The 22,912-nt window shown below is 39.9% G+C and carries 13 protein-coding genes and 2 tRNA genes; 8 read left to right on the plus strand and 7 right to left on the minus strand.

Going from position 1 to position 22,912, the window contains the following annotated elements:
• The first annotated feature begins 9 nt into the window (after nt 1–9).
• The 3 genes from LV716_RS00250 to LV716_RS00260 all read left to right on the plus strand — a co-directional run bounded on the left by LV716_RS00250 (nt 10) and on the right by LV716_RS00260 (nt 7,922).
• On the plus strand, nt 10–6,918 hold the full coding sequence (locus tag LV716_RS00250; protein WP_163419290.1) for a DUF6443 domain-containing protein: 6,909 nt from the start codon (nt 10–12) through the stop codon (nt 6,916–6,918).
• Nucleotides 6,919–6,935: 17 nt separating this feature from the next.
• On the plus strand, nt 6,936–7,463 hold the full coding sequence (locus LV716_RS00255; RefSeq protein ID WP_163419291.1) for a DUF4348 domain-containing protein: 528 nt from the start codon (nt 6,936–6,938) through the stop codon (nt 7,461–7,463).
• A gap of 96 nt (nt 7,464–7,559) precedes the next feature.
• Entirely contained in the window at nt 7,560–7,922 is a 363-nt protein-coding gene (locus LV716_RS00260) for a M23 family metallopeptidase (RefSeq protein ID WP_163419292.1), read from the plus strand.
• On the opposite strand, the gene LV716_RS00265 is transcribed toward LV716_RS00260, so the two are convergent.
• A complete protein-coding gene (locus LV716_RS00265) occupies nt 7,919–8,134 on the minus strand; it encodes a hypothetical protein (protein ID WP_163419293.1) in 216 nt (71 codons plus the stop codon). The genes LV716_RS00260 and LV716_RS00265 overlap by 4 nt on opposite strands.
• 131 nt (nt 8,135–8,265) lie before the next feature.
• Between LV716_RS00265 and LV716_RS00275 the strand changes: the two genes are divergently transcribed.
• Nucleotides 8,266–8,700, plus strand: coding sequence for a hypothetical protein (locus LV716_RS00275; RefSeq protein WP_163419294.1), 435 nt, complete (start codon nt 8,266–8,268; stop codon nt 8,698–8,700).
• A 274-nt stretch (nt 8,701–8,974) separates the two neighbouring features.
• The gene (locus LV716_RS00280; protein WP_163419295.1) at nt 8,975–9,463 is read left to right on the plus strand and encodes a hypothetical protein; all 489 of its coding nucleotides are present in this window, start codon (nt 8,975–8,977) and stop codon (nt 9,461–9,463) included.
• Between the two features lie 901 nt (nt 9,464–10,364).
• Here the strand turns inward: LV716_RS00280 and LV716_RS00285 are convergent.
• From LV716_RS00285 to LV716_RS00300, 4 genes are all read right to left on the minus strand, one after another.
• Entirely contained in the window at nt 10,365–11,564 is a 1,200-nt protein-coding gene (locus LV716_RS00285; protein ID WP_163419296.1) for a site-specific integrase, read from the minus strand.
• Between the two features lie 206 nt (nt 11,565–11,770).
• A tRNA-Pro gene (locus tag LV716_RS00290) sits at nt 11,771–11,845 on the minus strand.
• Between the two features lie 28 nt (nt 11,846–11,873).
• Nucleotides 11,874–11,957 (minus strand) — tRNA-Ser (locus LV716_RS00295).
• A 110-nt stretch (nt 11,958–12,067) separates the two neighbouring features.
• The gene (locus LV716_RS00300; protein ID WP_163419297.1) at nt 12,068–14,107 is read right to left on the minus strand and encodes an HD family phosphohydrolase; all 2,040 of its coding nucleotides are present in this window, start codon (nt 14,105–14,107) and stop codon (nt 12,068–12,070) included.
• Nucleotides 14,108–14,220: 113 nt separating this feature from the next.
• On the opposite strand from LV716_RS00300, the gene LV716_RS00305 reads away from it, so the two are divergent.
• Both LV716_RS00305 and LV716_RS00310 read left to right on the plus strand, forming a co-directional pair.
• Nucleotides 14,221–15,396, plus strand: coding sequence for an acetyl-CoA C-acyltransferase (locus LV716_RS00305; RefSeq protein ID WP_163419298.1), 1,176 nt, complete (start codon nt 14,221–14,223; stop codon nt 15,394–15,396).
• A gap of 18 nt (nt 15,397–15,414) precedes the next feature.
• On the plus strand, nt 15,415–16,170 hold the full coding sequence (locus tag LV716_RS00310; RefSeq protein ID WP_163419299.1) for a C40 family peptidase: 756 nt from the start codon (nt 15,415–15,417) through the stop codon (nt 16,168–16,170).
• A 53-nt stretch (nt 16,171–16,223) separates the two neighbouring features.
• On the opposite strand, the gene LV716_RS00315 is transcribed toward LV716_RS00310, so the two are convergent.
• Nucleotides 16,224–17,489 (minus strand): tetratricopeptide repeat protein, encoded by a 1,266-nt coding sequence (locus LV716_RS00315; protein WP_163419300.1) that lies wholly within the window; start codon nt 17,487–17,489, stop codon nt 16,224–16,226.
• A gap of 32 nt (nt 17,490–17,521) precedes the next feature.
• Entirely contained in the window at nt 17,522–20,053 is a 2,532-nt protein-coding gene (gene gyrA, locus LV716_RS00320; RefSeq protein ID WP_163419301.1) for a DNA gyrase subunit A, read from the minus strand.
• A gap of 261 nt (nt 20,054–20,314) precedes the next feature.
• Here gyrA and LV716_RS00325 point away from each other — a divergent pair, with 261 nt between their 5' ends.
• Nucleotides 20,315–22,867: an ATP-dependent Clp protease ATP-binding subunit gene (locus LV716_RS00325; protein WP_163419302.1), complete on the plus strand. Its 2,553-nt coding sequence runs from the start codon at nt 20,315–20,317 to the stop codon at nt 22,865–22,867.
• The last annotated feature ends 45 nt before the right edge of the window (nt 22,868–22,912 follow it).

The following is a 22,912-nucleotide window of genomic DNA, read 5'->3' on the forward strand; positions in this document are numbered from 1 at the left end:
CTTAACCAAATGAAAAAATTAGAAAGGAATTTAATGAGAATTCTGATTGGAATCTTTTGTGGCATATCATTACCTTTTAATGCTACAGGTCAGAGTATAACTATTTCAGGAGATCAAAGTGTTTTTGTAGGGGAACAACGGGTGTACAACTTATCTGCAGCGGGAGCAAACCTTAGTGAAATTACATGGTCCGTTAACAGTGGAAATGGAACTGTAATCTCAACTTCTACCAATAATTATCAAGCAACTATTCGTTTTGATGTTGCTGGACCAGCTACTATTTATGCTTCGGCCAGAAATCTTAGTGCGCCTTATACAAGTTATATTACAGGTAACCTTTCAGTTACCGTAGCCGGCCCAGAAACGCCAGATAACCCAACCATCAAGAGTAATTCCTGCGGTACTGCTGTGATTAGATCTAATTTCAATGGTGGTGCTCCATCCGGTTATCGTTGGTATTGGCAGGGCAAGAGCAGCACCAGTAAAAGTACCTCGTTGGGATACTCCAATGAATTTACATTAAACAATGGTTCGGGAACATACTATCTAAGGGCACGGCATACGGCTTCAGGAGCGTGGAGTGAGAATCCATCATCTGTAACAGTAACCATTAAGGAATTTACCAATGGGGGAAGTATTGAAGTACAGGGCTCAAACAACGTCATATGCTATAATGGAACTCCACCTTTCTTGGTGAATGACGTTTTAGCTCAAGGGACTAGTAACCCGGGCACATCATATATATGGCAATATGCAAATAGCAGCAGCGGACCGTGGGTAGATACCAATGGAACTTCCAGGTGGTCTTATATTCCTCCCACTGGTCTAACTACAGATCGTTGGTATCGTAGAAAGGTAACTTCTTGTGGGGGGCAGGTAAAATATTCAAATGTGTTGATGGTTGATGTTCGACCACAACTTGCTCCTGGCGGTATTAGTGGTGCACAAACTATTTGTTATTCTGGAAATCCAGGTACAATAGGCAGCACGGCAACGGCAAGTAATGGTGAGGGAGGCTACATTTACCAATGGCAAGTTTCCGCAAATAATAGCAGCTGGTCCAATGTTAGTGGAGCAACATCTACAAGCTACAACCCGCCCGGAAACATGGTTTCAAGTAGATGGTACAGGCGGAGGGTTATTTCCTGTGGTCAGACGAAATATACAAATAAAGTAAAAATAACGGTGCGTTCGGCATTGACCTCTGGTAGTACAAGTGGCAACCAAAACATTTGTTATGGGGGAAATCCAAGTCAAATAAGTAGTACCGCCAATCCTATCAACGGAAATACGTACAGTTATCAATGGCAGGTTTCCACAAACAATAGCAGCTGGTCCAATATTAGTGGAGCAACTGCAAAAAGCTATACACCGCCTAGCAATGCTACCTCAGATCGTTGGTATAGGCGGAGGGTCATCTCTTGCGGACAAACAAAATATACAACTGCTGTACTCATGGATGTTGGTCCTGTTTTGACTGCTGGGAGCATTGGTGGGGCACAAACAATCTGTTCAGGTGAAAATGCAGGTAACTTGGCAAGTTCCTCACTTGCAAGTGGTGGTAACAATAGCTATACCTATCAATGGCAAATTTCTTCTAACAATGGCAGTTGGTCAGATGTTTCTGGAGCTACAGGAACCAGCTATGACCCAACTACAAACCTTACATCAAATCGCTGGTATCGTCGTAAAGTAAGTTCTTGTGGACAAGTAGCCTATACAGCTTCAAAAAAGATTACCGTTATTGGAGCGCTTGCTGCTCCTACGGGCGCCAGTACTGTTGAAGGTTGTGAATATGGTAACTTGAATGTTTCCCTTGTCCCAGCAAGTGGCGGAAATACCATAAGATGGTATACGGCACCAACAGGAGGTACTCACATAGATCAGGGAACATTAGCACTAACTGAAGTAGCCATAGGGAGTATTTATTATGGTAGTACATACGCTTATGCTGGTTGTGAATCCAGTACAAGAAAGCAAGTAACCATAACTGCAGCTCCGGCAAATAGTTGTGGAGCTCCAGATTCAGGTAACCAGGATACCTTTATTTCTGGAGATACCAACATGTTTGTAGGCGAAGAGCGGACCTATACGATGACTCCTCCCGTTGGTTTGGAAGATATTGTATGGACTGTTCCCAGTAACAAGGGAACCATCCTGTCATATTCAGCCAATAAATACTCGGTTACGATTAAATACGATGCTCCGGGGGAATATACAATTGGTGTTTCCGGAAAAGAAAGCAATGCCGTAACAAATTATATAACCAGTAGCCTTAAGGTATTTGTAGTTGGACCCCAAGCACCGCCTACTCCATTGATAGCTCAAAATGCCTGTGGAGAGCTTGTGCTAAAACACAATGGAACACCGGAAACGGGCTTTCGATGGTACTGGCAAGGTAAGAGCAGTACCAATAAAAATACCTCACAGGGCTATGCCACTGAATTTCACGCAAATTCGGGTACTGGAACGTATTATCTTAGGAACTATCACGTGGCCTCACAATCGTGGAGTGCCTCACCAAGTTCCAGAAATGTTACTGCTATCAATCAATTTGCAGGAGGAAGTATAGCCTTTTATTCAAATAGTAGCAACCAAATCTGTTATAATGGAGACCCACCAGATTTAGTGAATAGTGATTTACCGCCCGGAAGGATCACCACGGAAACATCATACAGTTGGGAATATGCAGATAGCGCAAATGGGCCATGGAGCCCCGCCGGAGAGGCAAATGGGTTTTATTATGACCCACCATCGGGTTTAACTGCAGATCGTTGGTACCGTAGAAAGGTCACTTCCTGTAGTGGGGAAGTAAGATACTCCAATGTTTTGGGGGTAGAAGTTACTGGTGGTACGCAAGCACCGCAAGGAGCTGGTAGTTATGGAATCTGTCCCGGAGGTACACTGGATATAGATCTAACCGTTGGTAATGGTAATGTTGTACGTTGGTACATCAACCAAACTACTACCAACCATCTAGAGGAAGGTATACTAACATTAAATGGCGCAAGTATTGGAAGCTCTTTTTATGCCAGTTCCTATAATACAACCTCTGGTTGCGAATCAGATAGAGTATTGGTTACCATCACTGTAGAACCCTTGGCCAATTGCACCAATAATGGGCCAGATTTGGGCACGGACCCAGACATCAACCTAACGATTAGCGGTGATAACTATGTCTACACCAGAGCATACCAAACGGGGCAGGCTACGGCACCTAATTTCTTTACGCCAAATGATGACCTTATACAACAGATTACCTATTTTGATGGTGTAGGGCGTGGCATCCAGCAAATAGGGATGGACCACTCTCCCCAAAAACAGGACATTGTTACCCATATGGAATACGATGGTTATGGACGTGTTGTAAAGGAGTATTTACCCTACGCAAGTTCGCAGGGAACGCCCGGGAGTCTAAAAACCGGAAACTTGGCCCATATCAATACGTGGTATGATGTCTCTAAATACGAAAATACCCAAAACCCGTTCTCAGAAAAAGGATTTGAGCAATCCCCATTGAACAGGGTATACAAACAAGCGGCCCCAGGGAACGACTGGGCAATGGGTCAAGGCAACGAGATAGAGTTTGGCTACGAAACCAATACCGCTGCGGACAATGTGCGCCAATTTGAGGTAAGCCTTGCTGTAAGCGGAGACACCTATGTGCCCACTTTGGTGGAAAACAGCACCAATTTGGCATATGGTGATGGAGAACTTTATAAAAGTGTAACAAAAGATGAAAACCATACTAGCGGAAACGACCATACCTCAGAAGCATTTACCAATAAACAAGGCCAGGTAGTGCTAAAACGCACCTATGAAAGTGACCAACCACACGATACCTATTATGTGTACGATGACCATGGTAACCTGAGCTTTGTATTGCCCCCCCTGATGGAGGCGACCACAACAGCCATAGGAACTCTGATCAGCAATATGCCGGAATTGGGATACCAATATGTGTACGATCACAGAAATAGATTGGTAGCAAAGCAAATTCCAGGCAAAGAAAAAGAGTACATCATCTACAATAGGGCGGACCAACCCATTATGACCCAAGATGCCAATCAAAGAACATCTGGAGAATGGCTCTTTACCAAATACGATGCCTTTGGCAGGGTGGCCTATACGGGCAAGGCCACTTCAACGGTGGGCACCACCCGAACAGCGGTACAGGATGAAGTGGACGGCCTTACTGGGAATCTATGGGCTGCCCGAAGTGCTCAGACCACTTTCGGTGGCGCCGATATCTCCTACAATGATGGGGCCTATCCAACAACTACCACCACACAGGCACAACTGACCGAAATATTGACCATCAATTATTATGACGATTACGATTTTGATAGGGCGAACGAACCTGGACCACCTGCTGGTGTGTTTGGTGAACCCATGGATTCCAGGACCAAGGGCCTGGCCACGGGCAGCAAGATCAAGGTATTGGACGTTTCACCCGCCAGATGGATCACCACCGTGACGCGCTATGACGATAAGGCAAGACCCATCTATACCTATAGCGAAAATGCATATCTTGGTACGGTGGACAGGGTAGGGACAAAACTTGATTTTGTGGGCAGGGCCCTAAAGGTACGGAGCTCACATAGTAGGAACAATGCGACCATAGTTACGTTGGACAATTTTGCCTATGACCATGTGGGGCGGTTGTTAAGACAGACCCAATGCATAGGGGACGCGACCCTTGGGGAAAGCTGCAATAGTGCCACTACGGATACATCCCTTGTTTTCAGTACCCAAGTGACCGGTTCCCGAACGGATATTGCTGCCAGCAGTATTATCCTTCGCCCTGGCTTTCACGTAGTGGCAGCCCCTGGTTTGAGCTACACTGCCAAGATCGATACCCAATTTGCACACGAGCTGATCGTTTACAACGACTATGATGAACTCGGACAACTGGTACGGAAAAAAGTTGGGGGCACATCCGGAACCACCTTTGCCACCACCACAGGAAACCTACAGACGGTGGACTATGCCTATAACATAAGGGGATGGTTAAAACAGATCAACGATCCGGCCAGTATAGGGACGGACCTCTTTGCCTTCAGCATTGCCTATAACTCACCCTCCCACGGAGCAACCGCACTGTACAATGGTAATATTACGGAAACCGAGTGGAGGACGGCGAACACGGATAATTCTTTGAGGTGGTATAAATATGAATTTGATGCGCTGAACAGGATAGAAAGCGCCACAGACAATACAGGCATGTATAGCCTCTCTGGGGTAAGCTATGACAAAATGGGCAACATACAGACCTTGCAACGGGAAGGTTGGACAAACAATAGCCCCTCTTTGGTAAACAATACTGGTTTGGGCTTGATGGATGACATGATCTATACCTACAATGGCAACCAATTACAGGCAGTAGACGAAGCAACAAACGCCAGCGCTACTTTTGGTTTTGTGGATGGGACAGAATTGACAACGGAGTATACCTATGATGCCAACGGCAATATGGTGCGCGACCTGAACAAGGGAATAGGAACTACAGGTATCGATGGCATAACCTATAACCATTTGAACCTGCCCGTGGAAGTAAAGTTCGATAACGACGATCTGAAAAAGATTACCTATATTTATGACGATTCGGGCATCAAGTTGCAAAAGACGGTGACCGACGGAAGTTCTGTGACAACTACGGATTATGCGGGTAACTACATTTATGAAAACGGTACATTACAGTTCTTTAACCAGCCTGAGGGGTACATTACCCCAAATTGGAATGGAGGTTATGACTATGTATACCAGTACAAGGATCACTTAGGAAACGTACGGTTATCATACACTGATGCCGATAACAACGGAAGTATCGATGCTTCAAACGAGATAACAAAGGAGACCAACTATTATCCCTTCGGATTGTCCCATAAGGGCTATAACGGAAATGTAAGTCCGCTGGGCAATTCTGTTGCGCAACGATTCAAGTTCGGAGGCAAGGAGTATGATGAATCTTTGGAATTAGAGACTTATGATTTTGGCAGTAGAAATTACATGCCCGATATAGGAAGATGGGGTAATATGGATCCCTTGGCAGAATTTATGCGAAACCAGTCACCTTTTAACTTTGGGTTCAACAACCCCATATATTTCAGTGATTTTGCGGGCACGATTCCATGGCCAGTACCTGAAATGTTTAGAAACTGGTATAGAAGGTTAGGTAGTCCTTTTGGACCAAGAACTAGAAATGGGAGAACTAGAAACCACAATGGGGTAGATATTAATTTTTCCGGAGGATATAATACAGATTATGGCGCTCCAATTCTTGCAACTCATTCTGGTACTGTTGTAAGAATCCACTCAACCAATGAGGGAGCTGCAGGGCGTTATATAGAAATAGAGTCTCCTGATGGGAGTTTTATGACCAGATATCTTCACTTAAGTTCTATAGCTGTTGAAGAAGGCCAAGAGATTAATGAAGGGCAAACAATAGGATTGCTAGGAGGTTCTGGATTTGGCTATGATAAAAAAATAAAAGGAGGTAAAGGAACCTATTGGGCACACTTACATTACGAAATCCATAGAAATGGAAGTCCCATCAATCCTGTAGGATCTGATGGTGCTTTAATAGATCCCCAACGATGGATACCCCAAATGGGGCCATTTATAAATGCAGAGGCTTATAATTTTGGTTCAAGTTGGGGCATATTCGATATCCCGTTTACGACTCCAGACCAAGGAGGGCAAACCAGTAGTTCTGGTTCTTCCAGTGGTAGCAGTAGTAGCGGTAGTTCAACAACCAGAGAACCTGTTTCTCCTGTTCCCGTTAATCAACAACCTATCACGCCGATACCAGTTACGCCTCCATCAGGTGGTGGGGGTACAATCCCTACACCATCACCAACACCAACACCACCGCCCGCTCCGATACCAAGACCAAACTGTGTGGACTGTGGATTTTAAAAAAGAAACAAAAAGATATGACAAAAATAAAATTGACCGTATTTGTTTTGATAATGTTGGGAGCATCTTCCTGTAAACAGGGGCCCAGTAATAAAGATGTCTCTTCAAGTACCATTGAATCGCCTGTATTGAGCGAGAAAGTGGCCAATCAAAAAGAAGAGAAAGAACAAATAATTAAACCCATCGAAATGGCCAAAGACTGCAATCAGACCTTTGATGCTTTCTTCGAAAGATTTGCCAAGGACAGTGTCTTTCAAAAGAACAGGGTAAAATATCCTTTAGAATGGTTTTATTATAAGGACGTAACTGATAAAACCACTACAGTGGAAATTGTTGAATATGGTTCCTTTAATTACGTGGATTTTACCAAAGACAAGGAGGCTTTTAATAGTGAGTATGATAAATACGAAGTTGAAATTGAGAAAAAGGAAAATCATAATCTATATAAATTACTTGGAATAGACAATGGTATCCATGTAACCTATAAGTTCAGTTTGATAGACGACTGTTGGTATCTGGTGGAGATATTGGACGAATCCACGTAACAATAAAAGAAACTAAACGGTAGATGATATAATAGCCACAGCGAGAGTTGTGGCTTTTTTATGAATAGGCCAATCTTGCCTTGGCATCCCTGATCAATGCATCTAGGGCGAACAGGGCATAGAGGTATTGATTTGGCTGCCCCATCAGGAACAAATGTTAACACAGCAGCAAGAGGCAAAGTGGTAAAAGTAGGATGGGATTCTGATGGTTATGGTAGGTACATAGTTATTCAACATGCAGATGAATACTATACTCTTTATGCCCATTTGGAAAAAGGTGGTTCGTTGGTAAAGGTTGGGGATAATGTTTCGAATGGACAATTGATAGCTACATCCGGAAATACAGGAGGTAGTACGAGGCCACATTTACATTTTGAGATTATTAAAGCAAATTCTTTGAAGGGTGTCTTTAATAAATCAAATAAAGTTGATCCTCAATCAATATATGATTTGGATTAAAAGCTACATGGCAGGGAAATACCTGCTTTAGGTTCTGGAAGTAGTATAGAATGGTCTCTTTTTTGGGCAGACTTGTCTATCAGACTTTTTTCAGAATCCTCGGAAACGGGAGAAAGTAATAATTCTTCTGAATCAAGGCCTGCGCTTGCACCAGTGCCGACACCAGCCCCGGCACCTATAGTGTCGGGTCCGACTCCAGGTCCCTCACCCAATCCTGTTCCTAATCCAAGCCCAGCACCGAACCCGTCGCCCGCCCCTTTTCCACCAAGACCAGATTGTGGATTGTGGATTGTGGATTGTGGATTGTGGATTGTGGATTGTGGATTGTAAATTAAATGATATCATGAAAATAAATTTAATTGTATTTATTTTATTAGTTCTTTTTGCAAGCGGTAAAAGTGAAAAGAAGGAAGAAGTTTCAAAAGAAAAAACAACCCTTGATTCTATAGGCTATGTGGAGCTTAATCAGAAAGAGAATGGGATTGTCACCAATAATAATGACTCAAATCTTACTCCAAAGAATACAACTTCAGATAAGCAACTTCAAAAAGTAGAAGATTTTGATGTCTTTTTATCAAAATTCATCAAGGACTCTATTTTTAGATATGGCAGAATCAAATTTCCAATAGAAGGATTTAATTCTGACTCAGAAACCAACAAGGACAACTATGTTTGGACACGAGAGGACTGGGAATTTTATTTTGAGGAAGATAAGCATCATGAAAAGAATGCAAGTATAATAAGCAAGATATCAGTTGAAAAACTTGTAGCGAACTGAAGATTATATATAAAAGACTCGGGTTATGATATTAATTATCAATTTGAGTTAAACGCCAATAAATGGTATTTGATTAGTTATTCTTACAAGAATTTTTGATTCTATTATATGGACTTAAAAAATAAAAACCAGCCCGAAGGATGGTTTTTTGTTTTAAGAAGCGTACGCTTTTTTAGTCCTGTAGTCCCTGATCAGTACATCGAGGGCAAGCAGTATATGTCTCGACCACCAGACAGTAAGTTTTAAGAGGAAAATTAAATAAGTCTGATTTATAATGAGAAAAATAGTATTCATAATAGTGGGGCTATTGCTTTACACGAATTGTATCAGAAATGATAAAAAGAATAGTCTGGAACAAGTAGAACCGAAAACCGTTGTTGATACCAAAACTGCAATGGACAAGAAGAAACCTATAGCTATCGTTGAATCCAAACAAAAGCAGAATAGTCTGATAGATTCATTAATGGTTCTTGATGAGAATAGGACCTTTCAAGAATATAAGAGAAATATAAAATTGTTTTTTGAATCCGATTTGAAAAAAGACAATTTTAGTCATAAAAGTATAGAAGGAATTATTCCAATAAGTTCAGAGGAATACTTTTATTATTATTCTTTTAGTTACCCTGATAAGGATATAAAAAAGTTTGATTATATAGATGGGTTGATTGTTCGCAATGCTTTAATGGATAAAGGAAACGTTTTGAAACTATACTCAAACATGGCTGAATTTGTTGATGGAGAGTATGCGGATAATTTTTTTTGAGAAATGGAAGATGTGGTTCAATATAACTCCAAAAAGTTTTGTGGCGAAATCTATAAATCATTGACAACTAGAAGCAAAGAACCATTGGTGGACATTTATGATGAATATTGTAAATCAGTAAACTAAAAAGTAAAAGAACAGAACCACTCTTCGGTGCGGTTTTTTTATGCCGCTATCTAGATGCCAACTACAATGGTGGTATTACCACCGTTGAAATTATTGAGGAGAGCAACTACTACCCTTTTGGACTTTGTAAATCTTCAACTAAAAATGGACCGGATCTAGTTAAAAGTTAAGTGGCGGTTTTGTTATCTTCAATTTGATGAAGCCTTACCCTTTTTTAGGTAAGGCTACCAATGGTTGTAGTTAACATTCACTTACTGATCTTTGTACTGTTTTTTTTCAAAACATCTCTTTTGGAACTGTTTACACTTAATAACAGCAATAATAGGTTCATAACAAGGAGCAAAGAAAAAATCCCAAAGAAAGTGCCCATAGTGTTTTTTTATTTAATTTTTCTATGCACCAAAAATCAATTCTTCGCACCGATTATTCTACAATAAGTGCCGAGGCCAATTAAAAACGGGACGAAAAAGGAATTAAATGTGATTATGAAAACTAGAAGTGCGGAAAAAACTTTGTTAACATCTTTCATAAACTTGTTTTTCCCAGATAGGTTACATCAACTTTTAAAACGTTTTATTATTGGTGGAAAAAGAGGTTGCCGGTGCGCGGGTTTTCCACTAATAATAAAATGATAGATTAAGCGACGATTGAGCGTCACGCAAAGGTTTTTGCGATAAGTTTTCATGAAAAACATTTAAGTATTCAGCTATATCTTACTCTTAAAGGGGTTGTAAAATATAACATCGTAATTGCGTATTGTTCTCCTTCCCAATATTTATAAATGCTGCTCCAATCGCTGCATATCCTCACTTACCTTTCTTTCAAGTACCCTTGCATAAATCTGGGTGGTCGTTATCTTGGAATGCCCCAATAGCTTTGAAACAGTTTCTATGGGTACCCCATTGCTCAAGGTTACCGTGGTTGCAAAGGTATGCCTAGCTATATGGAAAGTGAGGTTCTTGTTGATATGGCACACATCGGCTATCTCCTTTAAATATGAATTCAATTTCTGATTTGAGATAGATGGAAAAATTCTCTTGGTCGCAAAAGTATTGGGATGGTCTTCATAACCGTTTATGATTTCCCGTGCTTTTGGAAGCAAAGGAATCCTAACGGGTATGCTCGTTTTTTGTCTATATGAGCTTATCCATTTTTTACCGTCTATCCCAATACAGATATTATCCGTTGTAAGGTTCATGACATCCCCATAGGACAATCCTGTATAGCAACTGAACACAAATAAATCCTTAATGAGCTGTAACCTTTCGATAGTAAACTCCTTCTGTTCGATGGTCTGTAGCTCACCCAATGTAAGATATGCCCTTTCCTTTCGGATATACTTTGCCTTGAACTTTATAAACGGGTCTTTGTCCAGCCATTCCATCTTATGGGCTAGGTTTACAAGCTTTCTAAACCTTTCTATGTGTTTCATGACGGTATTGTTCCCCATATCCTTTTGATGGCGTAAAAAACGCTCAAAATCTATGATAAACTTATAATTGAGTTCGGAAAGGTACATATCCGTTGTTTTGTGTTTTTGCTTCAAAAAAAGAAATATATACTTATGGGTGGTGAAATAGTTCTTCTGTGTCCCCCAACGCAATGTCTCTTTCATATGTTCATTGTGGTATTCGATAATATCGGTAATGGCATACCTGTTTTCTCCGTTACCCAAAAAATGTGTCTTGACCAATTGAGGAGAAACCAATTTATTTCCGTTCCTTAACTTTTGGTAGCATTCAAAAAGTCTGGAATGTACTCCATCAAGATAGTTGTTCATTGATTTAGGTTCACTGCCTAAACCTTTTAATCTGTTTTTAGAAGCGTCCCAATCTGAAATGGTCACTTTTCTTTTAAGGGAAATCTCGGCGCGTCTACCGTCTACGGTAACACGTGCATAAAGCGGGGCTTTGCTGTCCTTTTTGTTGGCTAGTTTCAGCCAAAAGAGAACACTGAATGTGTGAATAGTCTGCATACTTCCATTTTTAAAAATTAAACATTTCAAAACGAAAGTCAAATCAAAGAAGCTCGGTTACCATTTTGAACCATTTCAGAACAAGGTAACCGAATAGGTAACTTATTTTACCATATCAATTCAAATTAAATGATTGCCCTAAAACGACAAAAACTTGATAATCATACGATTACCAAGTTTTTGTTACTATTTGATTTCATAAAAAGTCGGGGTGGCAGGATTCGAACCTGCGACCTCCGCGTCCCAAACGCGGCGCGATAACCGGGCTACGCTACACCCCGAGAAGGTTATCAATTGCAAAAAAAATAGCGGAGAGAATGGGACTCGAACCCATGCGACACTTACGCGTCGACAGATTAGCAATCTGCTCCGTTACCACTCCGGCACCTCTCCTATTATTTTTATGAACATGCACTGTAAAAATGCGGATGCAAATGTACCTTTTCATCCGTAACATCGCAACTATTTTTTTACTTTTTTAAGTAAATTTATCTAAGTAGTTATCAATCTGGATACTCTACTCTAAGATGATAAATGTTGGTCAGCTTATGCTTCAATACTTTCTTCACCATTTCAATCTCTTTTAGAGTAATGTTAGCGTTTAAAAACTGATTTGCCTTCATTTGCCCGCTTACAATCTTTTCCACAAATTCATCTATCATTGTAAAAGTGGGGTTCTTCAAACTTTTAGAAGCAGCTTCAACCGCATCTGACATCATTAATATTGCTGTTTCCTTGGAAAAAGGTATCGGCCCCGGATATCTAAAATCTTTTTCGTCTACATTTTCCTCTAATTCCTGTTGTTTTTTAAAGAAGTAAAAAACTAAAGAAGTTCCATGATGTGTACGTAAAAAATCGATTATCCTATCTGGGAGATTGTTTTTTCGAGCTATTTCAATACCCTCGATAACATGGTCTATGATTATCTTGGCACTCTCTCTTGGCGGCAATTCATCATGCGGATTAACGTTAGTGATTTGGTTCTCTGTAAAAAAAGTGGGCTTATTCATTTTTCCTATGTCATGGTACAAAGCTCCTACCCTAACCAGCATGGCATTGGCCCCTATCTCATTGGCAGCTGCTTCTGCAAGATTGGCTACTTGCAATGAATGATGAAATGTGCCTGGAGCCTTATCCGAAAGTTCTTTTAACAATTTGGAATTTGTGTCTGAAAGCTCCAACAGCGAAACATCAGAAATAAGTCCAAATATCTTTTCATAGATATAAATCAGTGGTTGGGCAAATAATGTCAAAAGTCCGTTCAACACAAAAATACCGAATAACACCCATTCAATATTCTCAAGATTTCCTTCATGAATTGCATGAAAAGCAAAGTACCCAACAATATAAATAAGTGTAATCTGGCCAACCGAAATGAACAGATTGGCTCTCTTGTACAATTCAGAAGCGGTTAAGATGGTAACGATACCGGCAATTATTTGAAGAAAAATATATTCAAAACTATTGGGGACCACAAAACCCAATATAAGTACTGTCAGAACATGGACAAATAGTCCCAACCTTGCATCAAAAAAGTTTTTCAATATTAATGGAAGAATGCACAGTGGTACAACATAAACATAACTATCATTATTTTTCACCATTAAAGTCGTTGCAAAAACCATTAGCAATAGGTTCGCAAAAATAAACGTTACCTTATTGTTGTTATTAAATATTTCATTTCGGTATCTTTTTAGAAAAAGGAATAACATGATCAATACCAATGCGACCAAAATGATATAGCCCAACAGGATAAAGTAATAGTTGTTTCCTCGCCATAGTTCAGATTCGTACTCACTTTTTAAAGAATCCAATATTTTTAGATTCTCGGCTTCAACAACTTCTCCCTTTGCAACTATAAGTGTACCTTCTGTAACATTTCCTCTGGTTAGAGAAATTTTAGAAAGCTCTTCTTCCAGAGCCTTATCAGAAAGACTTTTATTATAGGACAAGTTTGTTTTTAACACCGAACCTATGAGCTTCATCAAACGTCCGCTACTATTGCCTAAATTTTGGTTTTTTAAAAGCTGGGGAAGCTTGCCCTGAATACTCTTTGAGGTAAAAATTGTACTTGTTGATGTTATTGTTGCGCGATTTTCCTTCACTAAAAAAATCTCATCGCTTAAGACTTCTTGGTTTATAAATCCATTTTGATAAATGGAATCCAAAACTTTCTTCCCAATGGCAAAAAGTTGGGTGCGCTGCTCTGTGGTATACTGATTGGAAGAAAAAATGTTACTAAAACTATTGGAATAATCTTCCAATACATCATCATAAACTCCTTTATTGTAAGCGTAGTAATCTAACTTGTTAGATTTAATCGATTGTTGCTCGGACAACAGTTCTTCGTCCGTTTTTTTGATGGAAAAATCGAAAGGAGCATAGAGATTTTCGTATTGCCAAGGTTTTCCTTTCTGAAACTCGTACTTAAATTTTCCACCTTTAGGGAAAAAGAACACGATCAATGCAACTGTAACCAAATAAAGAAAATACTTGTAGGCAAGCGATTGATGCTTATAAATGTTGTCCAAAGTTTTTCCCATTGACTATACAGTTAGCACCAAAAATAGAAAAATATTAATAAGAAGTGCTGATAACGTTTTGCACCAAAGCTTGTATTTAAATTTAGTATTTTCGCAACAGTAAAAAAGCATACATGAATAAAGTTGTAATCGTATCGGCCGTAAGGACTCCCATAGGAAGCTTTATGGGAGCATTATCCAGCGTCCCAGCAACCAAATTAGGAGCTACAGCCATTAAAGGGGCCTTGGAAAAAATAAACTTAAAACCAGAAATGGTACAAGAAGTCTTGATGGGCAATGTGGTACAAGCTGGAACAGGGCAAGCGCCTGCAAGACAAGCTGCAATACATGCTGGAATACCAAATTCAGTCCCTTGTACAACAGTCAATAAAGTTTGTGCCTCTGGGATGAAGGCCATCATGCAAGCAGCACAATCCATTGCCTTGGGAGAAAACTCGATTGTAGTAGCTGGAGGTATGGAAAACATGAGCCTTATCCCACACTATTCTTATATGAGAAAAGGTCTAAAATTTGGACCTGCCACAATGGTTGATGGTATGCAGAAAGATGGCCTTGTAGATGCGTATGACGAAAATGCCATGGGTGTTTGTGCTGATGCATGTGCCAAGGAATACAATTTTAGCAGAGAGGACCAAGATACGTATGCTATACAATCGTACCAAAGATCGGCCCAAGCATGGGATAGCGGAAAATTTGACGACGAAGTAATTCCGGTCGAAGTTCCGCAACGCAGAGGGGAACCGGTCATTGTAAACAAAGATGAGGAGTACGGTAATGTGAAAATGGAAAAAATTCCGGCACTACGACCTGCTTTTACTAAAGACGGTACTGTCACTGCCGCCAATGCATCAACAATAAATGATGGAGCAGCTGCAGTCGTGCTCATGAGTTCAGAAAAAGCCGCCGAACTCAACCTAACACCTTTGGCAACCATTACGGGTTATGCAGATGCAGCACATGAACCAGAATGGTTTACGACCGCACCTGCCAAAGCTCTTCCAAAAGCTTTAAATCGTGCAGGAGTTTCAATAGATGATATCGATTTTTTCGAATTTAATGAAGCATTTTCTGTGGTTGGCCTTGCCAATATGAAACTTCTAGGATTAAACGATTCCAATGTAAATGTAAACGGTGGTGCTGTTTCTTTGGGCCATCCTTTAGGTTGCTCAGGTGCTAGAATTACCATAACCTTGTTAAACGTACTTCAACAGAACAATGCCAAAATTGGTGCCGCTGCAATATGTAATGGTGGTGGTGGTGCTTCGGCAATTGTTTTGGAAAGGAATTAATTCAATCGTAGTAAATAGATGCAATACGGAATTTGCCATCTAAGTGTTGTTCCCATTAGAACACTTCCAGATGATAGTAGTGAAATGAATTCACAATTGTTGTATGGAGAATATTTTAAGGTGTTGGAGCAACGGAAGAAATGGAGCAGAATCCGAGTAGCTTATGATCATTTTGAAGGCTGGATACCTAATTATCAAATTACGTTGATAGAGGAAGAAGCCTTTAAAACATTAGAAGCTACTTCTAAGGATAATGCATTTTCTTCAGATATTGTCTCCCATATCTGTACTACTGACGGAATACTAACGCCTATAGTACTTGGTTCCATAATATCTGCTGCACCTATGTTCAACCATACCTTTGAGGGAGATTCCATAAAAGGGAAAAAGTCTAAGTTCAATCTTATAGACACAGCGCTTTTATATATGAAAGCACCTTATCAGTGGGGAGGGAAAAGCCCATTTGGAATAGATTGCTCAGGATTCACCCAGATGGTCTATAAAATAAATGGACATGTATTAAAAAGAGATGCAGAACAACAGTCCAAACAAGGAGAAGCACTTAGTTTTATCGAAGAGAGCGAACCTGGAGATTTAGCTTTTTTTGATAATAGCGAAGGTATCATTGACCATGTTGGCATTATTTTACAAGACAACTATATCATACACGTCCACGGACATGTTCGTGTGGATCGTTTAGACCACACCGGTATTTTTAATACACAAGAAAATAAATACACCCATCAGCTTAGGGTCATTAAAAAAATAATATAAAAAAGCCCCTGATTTCATGAAATCAGGGGCTTTTTTGGAATCAAGAATTGTTACTATTCTTCTCCTATCAATTTTTTGATTCGCATAAAATTATCTGTATCACCCAAAGCTCCATAGATATTTTTCAGTTGTGATAATACACCCTGATTATCTGGATTGGTTTTTAGTGCATCTTCTAATATTTTTGCACCTTCTTGGAACAAATCATCTTTCTTCACCTTTAACTCGTCATACTTTGCAATATCAGCTCTTGAATTTCCCAAAGCGTTCATTTCATCTATCAAAGCGTTCCCTTCATTAACATAAGTAGTTGAAAGGTTTAGCAATGCATTGATATAACCTGGATCTATGGCCAATGTTTTTTTATACGCATCCCTGGCATCTTCCAGATTGCCTTGTTCCATATTGATAACACCAATATTGTACAATAAATCTGCATTATCAGGAGCCATTGCTGAGGCTTCGCCCATCAATTCCTTGAACTTGTCCTTATCGCCCATTGCATAATGTAAATTAGCTTCTCCCAAAACAAGATTAACATCATCTGGTTCTACTGCCCTTGCATCAGAATAAGCGGCTAGAGCTTTTTCATTTTCACCCAACTGCTGGTAGATAAGTGCAATGTTTTTAACGATTTCAGCTTTTTTTGAAGGTGTTTTTTCTTCTTTTGGGTCTTTGTGTGTTCCCGCTTTAACGTAAAGGTCCCTAGTTGTTAAGTCCATGGTCTCAGTCTCACCACTTTCTATATTCACCGCAGTGTAGGTAACACCGCTACCGTCATAACCAACTGTTTTGAGCTCATTATAATAGGTCAATGCCTTTTCATAACTCTGACCATTTACAGCGCTGCTAGCTGCATAATATAAATAAATAGTGTCCTTTGGACTCAATGTATAGCCCATATATAATTTTTCGGCAGCTTCTTCAAATTTCTTATTGTTGTTATCTTCTACAGCTGCGTTAACTAAATCTGCGGTCATTTGTGACAAACTTTGCGTTGCAACCGATGTATACTTTTGTTTACCACTTGCCTCTTCTATGGATATAACTTTGTTATAAGAATCGATAGCAGGCTGGAAGGCTGTTGCATCTCCCTTTTTTGCTAAATCTGCATAAGCATTTCCCCTTACTGCATAATATTGTGCTTGTAATCTAGGGTCAGCCGCATCGATTAATGAAGCCGCACTTTCCAAGGTAGTCTTGGCTGTTGCCGCATCTCCGCTTTTTAATGCTTTTTCCGCTGCCTTGATTTCGTTCTTTTGGGCAAGACCCATCGTAGAAACCCCCATGGCGATTAGTATTAAAACTCTAGTTTTCATTTTGAATTTGGATTATAATTATTAGTGTTTATTTATTCTTTAGTTTCCTCAGATTCATTATCAATTGCCGTGCCATCATCTCCATTTACCTCAATATCAAGTATTTCAGATTCTTCTACGGCATCTTCGTCTTTCATGACTTTAGCAACCGCTGCGATGGAATCAGTATCTTTTAAATTGATGAGCCTAACACCTTGTGTGGCTCTGCCCATGACCCGTAAATCTTCGACACTGGTACGAATTGCAATACCTGATTTATTGATTATCATTAAATCATCAGTATCAGAAACATTTTTAATGGCAACAAGCCCCCCGGTCTTATCGGTTATTGAAATGGTTTTTACACCTTTTCCTCCTCTATTGGTGATTCTGTAATCATCGATAGTGGAACGTTTACCGTATCCATTCTCCGAAACTACCAGGATATCGTCCTCAAAGTTATGGACCGATACCATACCAATAACTTCATCATCGTTATTGGCCAATGTAATTCCTCGAACTCCAGAAGCATTTCTACCCATAGGTCTTGTCTTGCTTTCTTCAAATCGGATGGCTTTACCGGATTTTAATCCCAAAAGAATTTGGCTTGTACCGGTAGTCAATTTCGCTTCGAGCAACTCATCTTCATCTTTAATAGTAATCGCATTGATACCATTTTGCCTTGGTCGGGAATACTGTTCCAAAGAAGTCTTTTTGACCGTACCCTTTTTGGTGGCCATGATTACATAATGACTGTTTACATAATCTTCATCCTTAAGGTCTCTGGTGCATATGAACGCTTTGACCTTGTCGTCTTGCGCTATATTCACTAAATTCTGGATAGCTCTTCCCTTGGAAGTCTTACTGCCCTCTGGAATTTCATAAACCCGCATCCAGAAACATTTACCCTTTTGAGTGAAGAACAACATGTATTGATGGTTCGTACCTACAAATAGGTGTTCCAAGAAATCTTCGGTACGGGTAGAGGAAGCTTTCTGGCCAACTCCACCCCTATTTTGTGTTTTGTATTCTGATAATGAAGTCCTTTTTATATATCCTGCATGTGAAATTGTGATAACGACCTGTTCATCTGGAATCATATCCTCAATGCTCAAATCACCTCCTGCAAAATTTATTTCTGATCTACGTTCATCACCATATTTCTCTTTTACTTCAAGAAGTTCATCAGTAATGATTTGCATTCTTCGGTCCTTATTAGCAAGAATATCTTTTAAGTCTTCAATGGTCTTCAATAATTCATCATATTCTTCACGAAGCTTGTCTTGCTCTAGACCGGTAAGTTGACGCAAGCGCATCTCCACAATCGCCTTAGCTTGAACTTCTGTGAGCTTGAAGCGCTCCATCAAACTATTTCTGGCTTCTTCGACGTTGGAAGAAGCTCTTATTATTGCAATTACCTCGTCAATATTGTCAGAAGCTATTATAAGCCCTTCCAATATGTGAGCTCGGTCTTCAGCTTTCTTCAGGTCGTATTTTGTCCTTCTTACAACAACTTCATGTCTATGCTCAACAAAATGATGGATAATCTCCTTTAGATTGAGCAACTGTGGTCTGCCATTGACCAAAGCAATATTGTTGACACTAAAAGAAGACTGGAGGGCTGTGTACTTATAAAGTGTATTAAGAACGATATTCGGAATTGCATCACGCTTTAGGATGTATACAATGCGCATACCTTTTCTATCGGATTCATCCCGTATTGCGGAAATCCCCTCTATCTTTTTATCATTGACAAGATCGGCAGTTTTTTTGATCATGTCTGCCTTATTGACCTGATAGGGTATTTCAGTTACTATGATACACTCCCTGCCCTGAACTTCTTCGAAGGTGGCCTTAGCTCTCATTACTACCCTGCCCCTACCTGTGTGGAATGCCTCTTTGACTCCGTCATAACCATATATGATTCCTCCAGTTGGGAAATCGGGGGCTTTAATATGGGTTATGAGTTCATCTATCTCAATATTATTGTTCTCTATGTAAGCAACGGTACCGTCAACAACTTCAGAAAGGTTATGTGGCGGCATATTGGTTGCCATACCAACTGCAATACCAGACGCACCGTTTACCAATAGATTAGGAACACGTGCAGGAAGTACCGTTGGCTCTTTAAGCGAATCATCAAAATTAAGCTGATGGTCTACAGTATCTTTATCGATGTCCGCCAACATTTCGTCAGCGATTTTTCGCATTCTTGCTTCTGTATAACGCATAGCCGCAGGACTATCGCCATCTACGGAACCAAAGTTACCCTGGCCGTCGACCAACATATACCTCAAACTCCATTCTTGTGCCATACGCACCATACTATCATACACAGAAGTATCTCCATGTGGGTGGTATTTACCCAATACCTCACCTACGATACGAGCAGACTTTTTGTGGGAACTATTGGACCTAACTCCAAGTTCGTGCATACCATACAATACTCTTCTATGAACAGGTTTGAGCCCATCCCGCACATCTGGCAGGGCACGTGACACAATGACCGACATTGAATAATCAATGTAGGCAGATTTCATCTCATCTTCAATATTGATAGGAATTAACTTTTCTCCTTCAGCCATGCTAAAATCTTGTTGCTTTTTGTGGTTAAAATATCATGCCAATATACGCAAAATCACACCTTTCAAAACAATTGCAACTTACTTTATTAAAAAAATTATCAACAGCATTACTTTCAGTTCAGAAATAGTAATAAAGCTTTGTTAAACAGCGTACAAATTGTACTTTATTCCGACTTTTAATACTAGTTTATCGAATATGGGTACGGTATTTGACCATGGTATGGATACTTTTATTAATTTTAATTGCTGAAAAGGAAACGTATGGACGATAATTTTTCCCCAAGAGTAAAAGACGTAATTGCATATAGTAAGGAAGAGGCCCTTAGATTAGGGCACGATTTTATAGGAACCGAACATTTAATGCTTGGGCTTTTAAGGGATGGCAACGGTAAGGCCATCAATATCCTTGATGCCTTGGATGTCGATTTAGACCATCTTAGAAGAAAAGTTGAAATCCTTAGCCCTGCCAACCCAAATACGGGAACTATACAAAAAGATAAAAAGAATCTGCACTTAACAAGACAAGCAGAACGTGCGCTAAAAACCACTTTTCTAGAGGCCAAGCTTTTTCAAAGCTCCTCTATAAATACCGCTCACCTTTTGTTATGTATCCTTAGAAATGAAAACGATCCAACAACCAAGCTTTTGCACAAGCTAAAAGTTGATTACGATAATGTAAAGGAACAGTTTAAATCTATGATTACGAGCGATGATGATTATCTTGACTCACCTCAGGCTGAATCCTTCCCGAGTGATTCCGATGATTTAGGTGATTCCAAAGAAGGTACATTTGGTTCAAGTTCTTCCCAAAAGGGAGCTAAAAAATCCAAGACGCCCGTTCTAGATAATTTTGGTCGTGATTTGACCAAGATGGCGGAAGAAAATAAACTAGATCCTGTCGTAGGTCGTGAAAAAGAGATTGAACGGGTATCACAAATATTAAGCCGAAGGAAGAAAAACAACCCTCTCCTTATAGGTGAGCCCGGTGTGGGCAAAAGTGCCATTGCCGAAGGCCTGGCCCTTAGAATCATCAACAAGAAAGTTTCGAGAATTCTTTATAACAAGCGCGTCGTTACATTAGACCTAGCATCTTTGGTGGCAGGAACTAAATATCGTGGTCAGTTTGAGGAACGCATGAAGGCGGTAATGAACGAACTGGAAAAGAACGATGATATTATTTTGTTTATTGACGAGATACATACCATTGTAGGTGCTGGTGGCGCAACAGGAAGTTTGGATGCATCGAATATGTTTAAACCTGCACTTGCCCGTGGGGAAATTCAATGTATAGGAGCAACAACGCTTGATGAATATAGACAGTATATAGAAAAGGATGGCGCCCTTGAACGTCGTTTTCAAAAAGTAATGGTAGAGCCAACTACAGTTGAGGAGACCATTGAAATTTTGATGAACATTAAAGGGAAGTATGAAGACCATCATAACGTTAATTATACGGATGATGCAATAGTTGCATGCGTAAAATTGACCAACCGTTACATGACAGATCGTTTTTTACCTGACAAGGCCATCGACGCATTAGATGAAGCTGGTTCTCGTGTTCATATTGTTAACATGGATGTTCCAAAACAGATTCTGGAATTGGAAAATCAATTAGAAGATGTTCGTGAACTGAAGAACAGTGTCGTCAAAAAGCAGAAGTATGAGGAAGCTGCAAAGCTTCGTGATGATGAAAAACGCCTAGAGAAAGAGTTGGCTTCTGCCCAAGAACGATGGGAAGAAGAAAGTAAGTTGCACAGGGAGATTGTCTCAGAGGAAAATGTAGCCGATGTAGTCTCCATGATGAGCGGTATACCCGTTAATAGAATTGCACAGACGGAAAGTAATAAGCTTGCGGAATTGCCTAGTCTTATCAAAGGTTTTGTAATTGGACAAGATGAAGCCGTAGCGAAAGTGGCTAAGGCCATACAACGGAATAGAGCAGGCCTAAAAGACCCTAACAAACCTATTGGTTCCTTTATATTTTTAGGTCAGACCGGTGTTGGAAAGACACAGCTAGCAAAAATACTTGCCAAGGAACTATTTGATTCTGAAGATGCCTTGATCCGAATTGATATGAGCGAATACATGGAGAAATTCGCCATCTCAAGATTGGTAGGAGCGCCTCCAGGATACGTTGGTTATGAAGAAGGAGGACAATTAACAGAGAAGGTTCGTAGAAAACCATATTCCGTAATCCTTCTTGACGAAGTAGAGAAAGCCCATCCAGACGTTTTCAACATGCTTTTACAGGTCTTGGATGATGGTTTCCTTACAGATAGCCTTGGAAGAAAAATAGATTTTAGAAATACCATTATTATAATGACCTCCAATATTGGAGCGCGTCAATTGAAGGATTTTGGTCAAGGTGTTGGATTTGGAACCGCTGCGAAAAAAGCGCAAGCAGATTCGCATCAAAAGAGTGTCATTGAAAATGCTCTTAAAAAAGCTTTTGCACCGGAATTTTTAAATAGAATTGATGATGTTGTGGTATTTAATCCATTGGAGCGCGAAGACATCCATAAAATCATAGATATTGAATTGGATAAGCTTTTTGGACGAATCAGGGATATAGGATACAACCTTAATCTTACCAAAAAGGCAAAAGATTATATCGCTGAAAAAGGTTTTGACAAACAATATGGTGCACGACCTTTAAAAAGAGCTATTCAAAAGTATATTGAAGATGCCTTAGCCGAGGAAATCGTGAATTCCAAATTGGAGGAAGGTGATAGTATCTATATGGATTTGGATGAGAAGAAAGAAGAGCTCACCATTAAAATAGAGAAGCCCGAAAAAACTCCAAAAACAGAATAAATTAGCTAGGAATTATAGAATAAAATGGGGTGACGAAATCGTCAC

This window comes from Flagellimonas sp. HMM57, from assembly GCF_021390175.1.
Taxonomy (GTDB): Bacteria; Bacteroidota; Bacteroidia; order Flavobacteriales; family Flavobacteriaceae; genus Flagellimonas.

Bases quoted from the DNA above. Each gene is read 5' to 3' on its own strand.
- LV716_RS00255 (WP_163419291.1), top strand. From the start codon at position 6,936: ATGACAAAAATAAAATTGACCGTATTTGTTTTGATAATGTTGGGAGCA.
- LV716_RS00310 (WP_163419299.1), top strand. From the start codon at position 15,415: ATGCAATACGGAATTTGCCATCTAAGTGTTGTTCCCATTAGAACACTT.
- LV716_RS00305 (WP_163419298.1), top strand. From the start codon at position 14,221: ATGAATAAAGTTGTAATCGTATCGGCCGTAAGGACTCCCATAGGAAGC.
- LV716_RS00280 (WP_163419295.1), top strand. From the start codon at position 8,975: ATGAGAAAAATAGTATTCATAATAGTGGGGCTATTGCTTTACACGAAT.
- LV716_RS00285 (WP_163419296.1), bottom strand. From the start codon at position 11,564: ATGCAGACTATTCACACATTCAGTGTTCTCTTTTGGCTGAAACTAGCC.
- LV716_RS00325 (WP_163419302.1), top strand. From the start codon at position 20,315: ATGGACGATAATTTTTCCCCAAGAGTAAAAGACGTAATTGCATATAGT.
- LV716_RS00250 (WP_163419290.1), top strand. From the start codon at position 10: ATGAAAAAATTAGAAAGGAATTTAATGAGAATTCTGATTGGAATCTTT.
- LV716_RS00315 (WP_163419300.1), bottom strand. From the start codon at position 17,489: ATGAAAACTAGAGTTTTAATACTAATCGCCATGGGGGTTTCTACGATG.
- LV716_RS00260 (WP_163419292.1), top strand. From the start codon at position 7,560: ATGCATCTAGGGCGAACAGGGCATAGAGGTATTGATTTGGCTGCCCCA.
- LV716_RS00300 (WP_163419297.1), bottom strand. From the start codon at position 14,107: ATGGGAAAAACTTTGGACAACATTTATAAGCATCAATCGCTTGCCTAC.
- gyrA (WP_163419301.1), bottom strand. From the start codon at position 20,053: ATGGCTGAAGGAGAAAAGTTAATTCCTATCAATATTGAAGATGAGATG.
- LV716_RS00275 (WP_163419294.1), top strand. From the start codon at position 8,266: ATGAAAATAAATTTAATTGTATTTATTTTATTAGTTCTTTTTGCAAGC.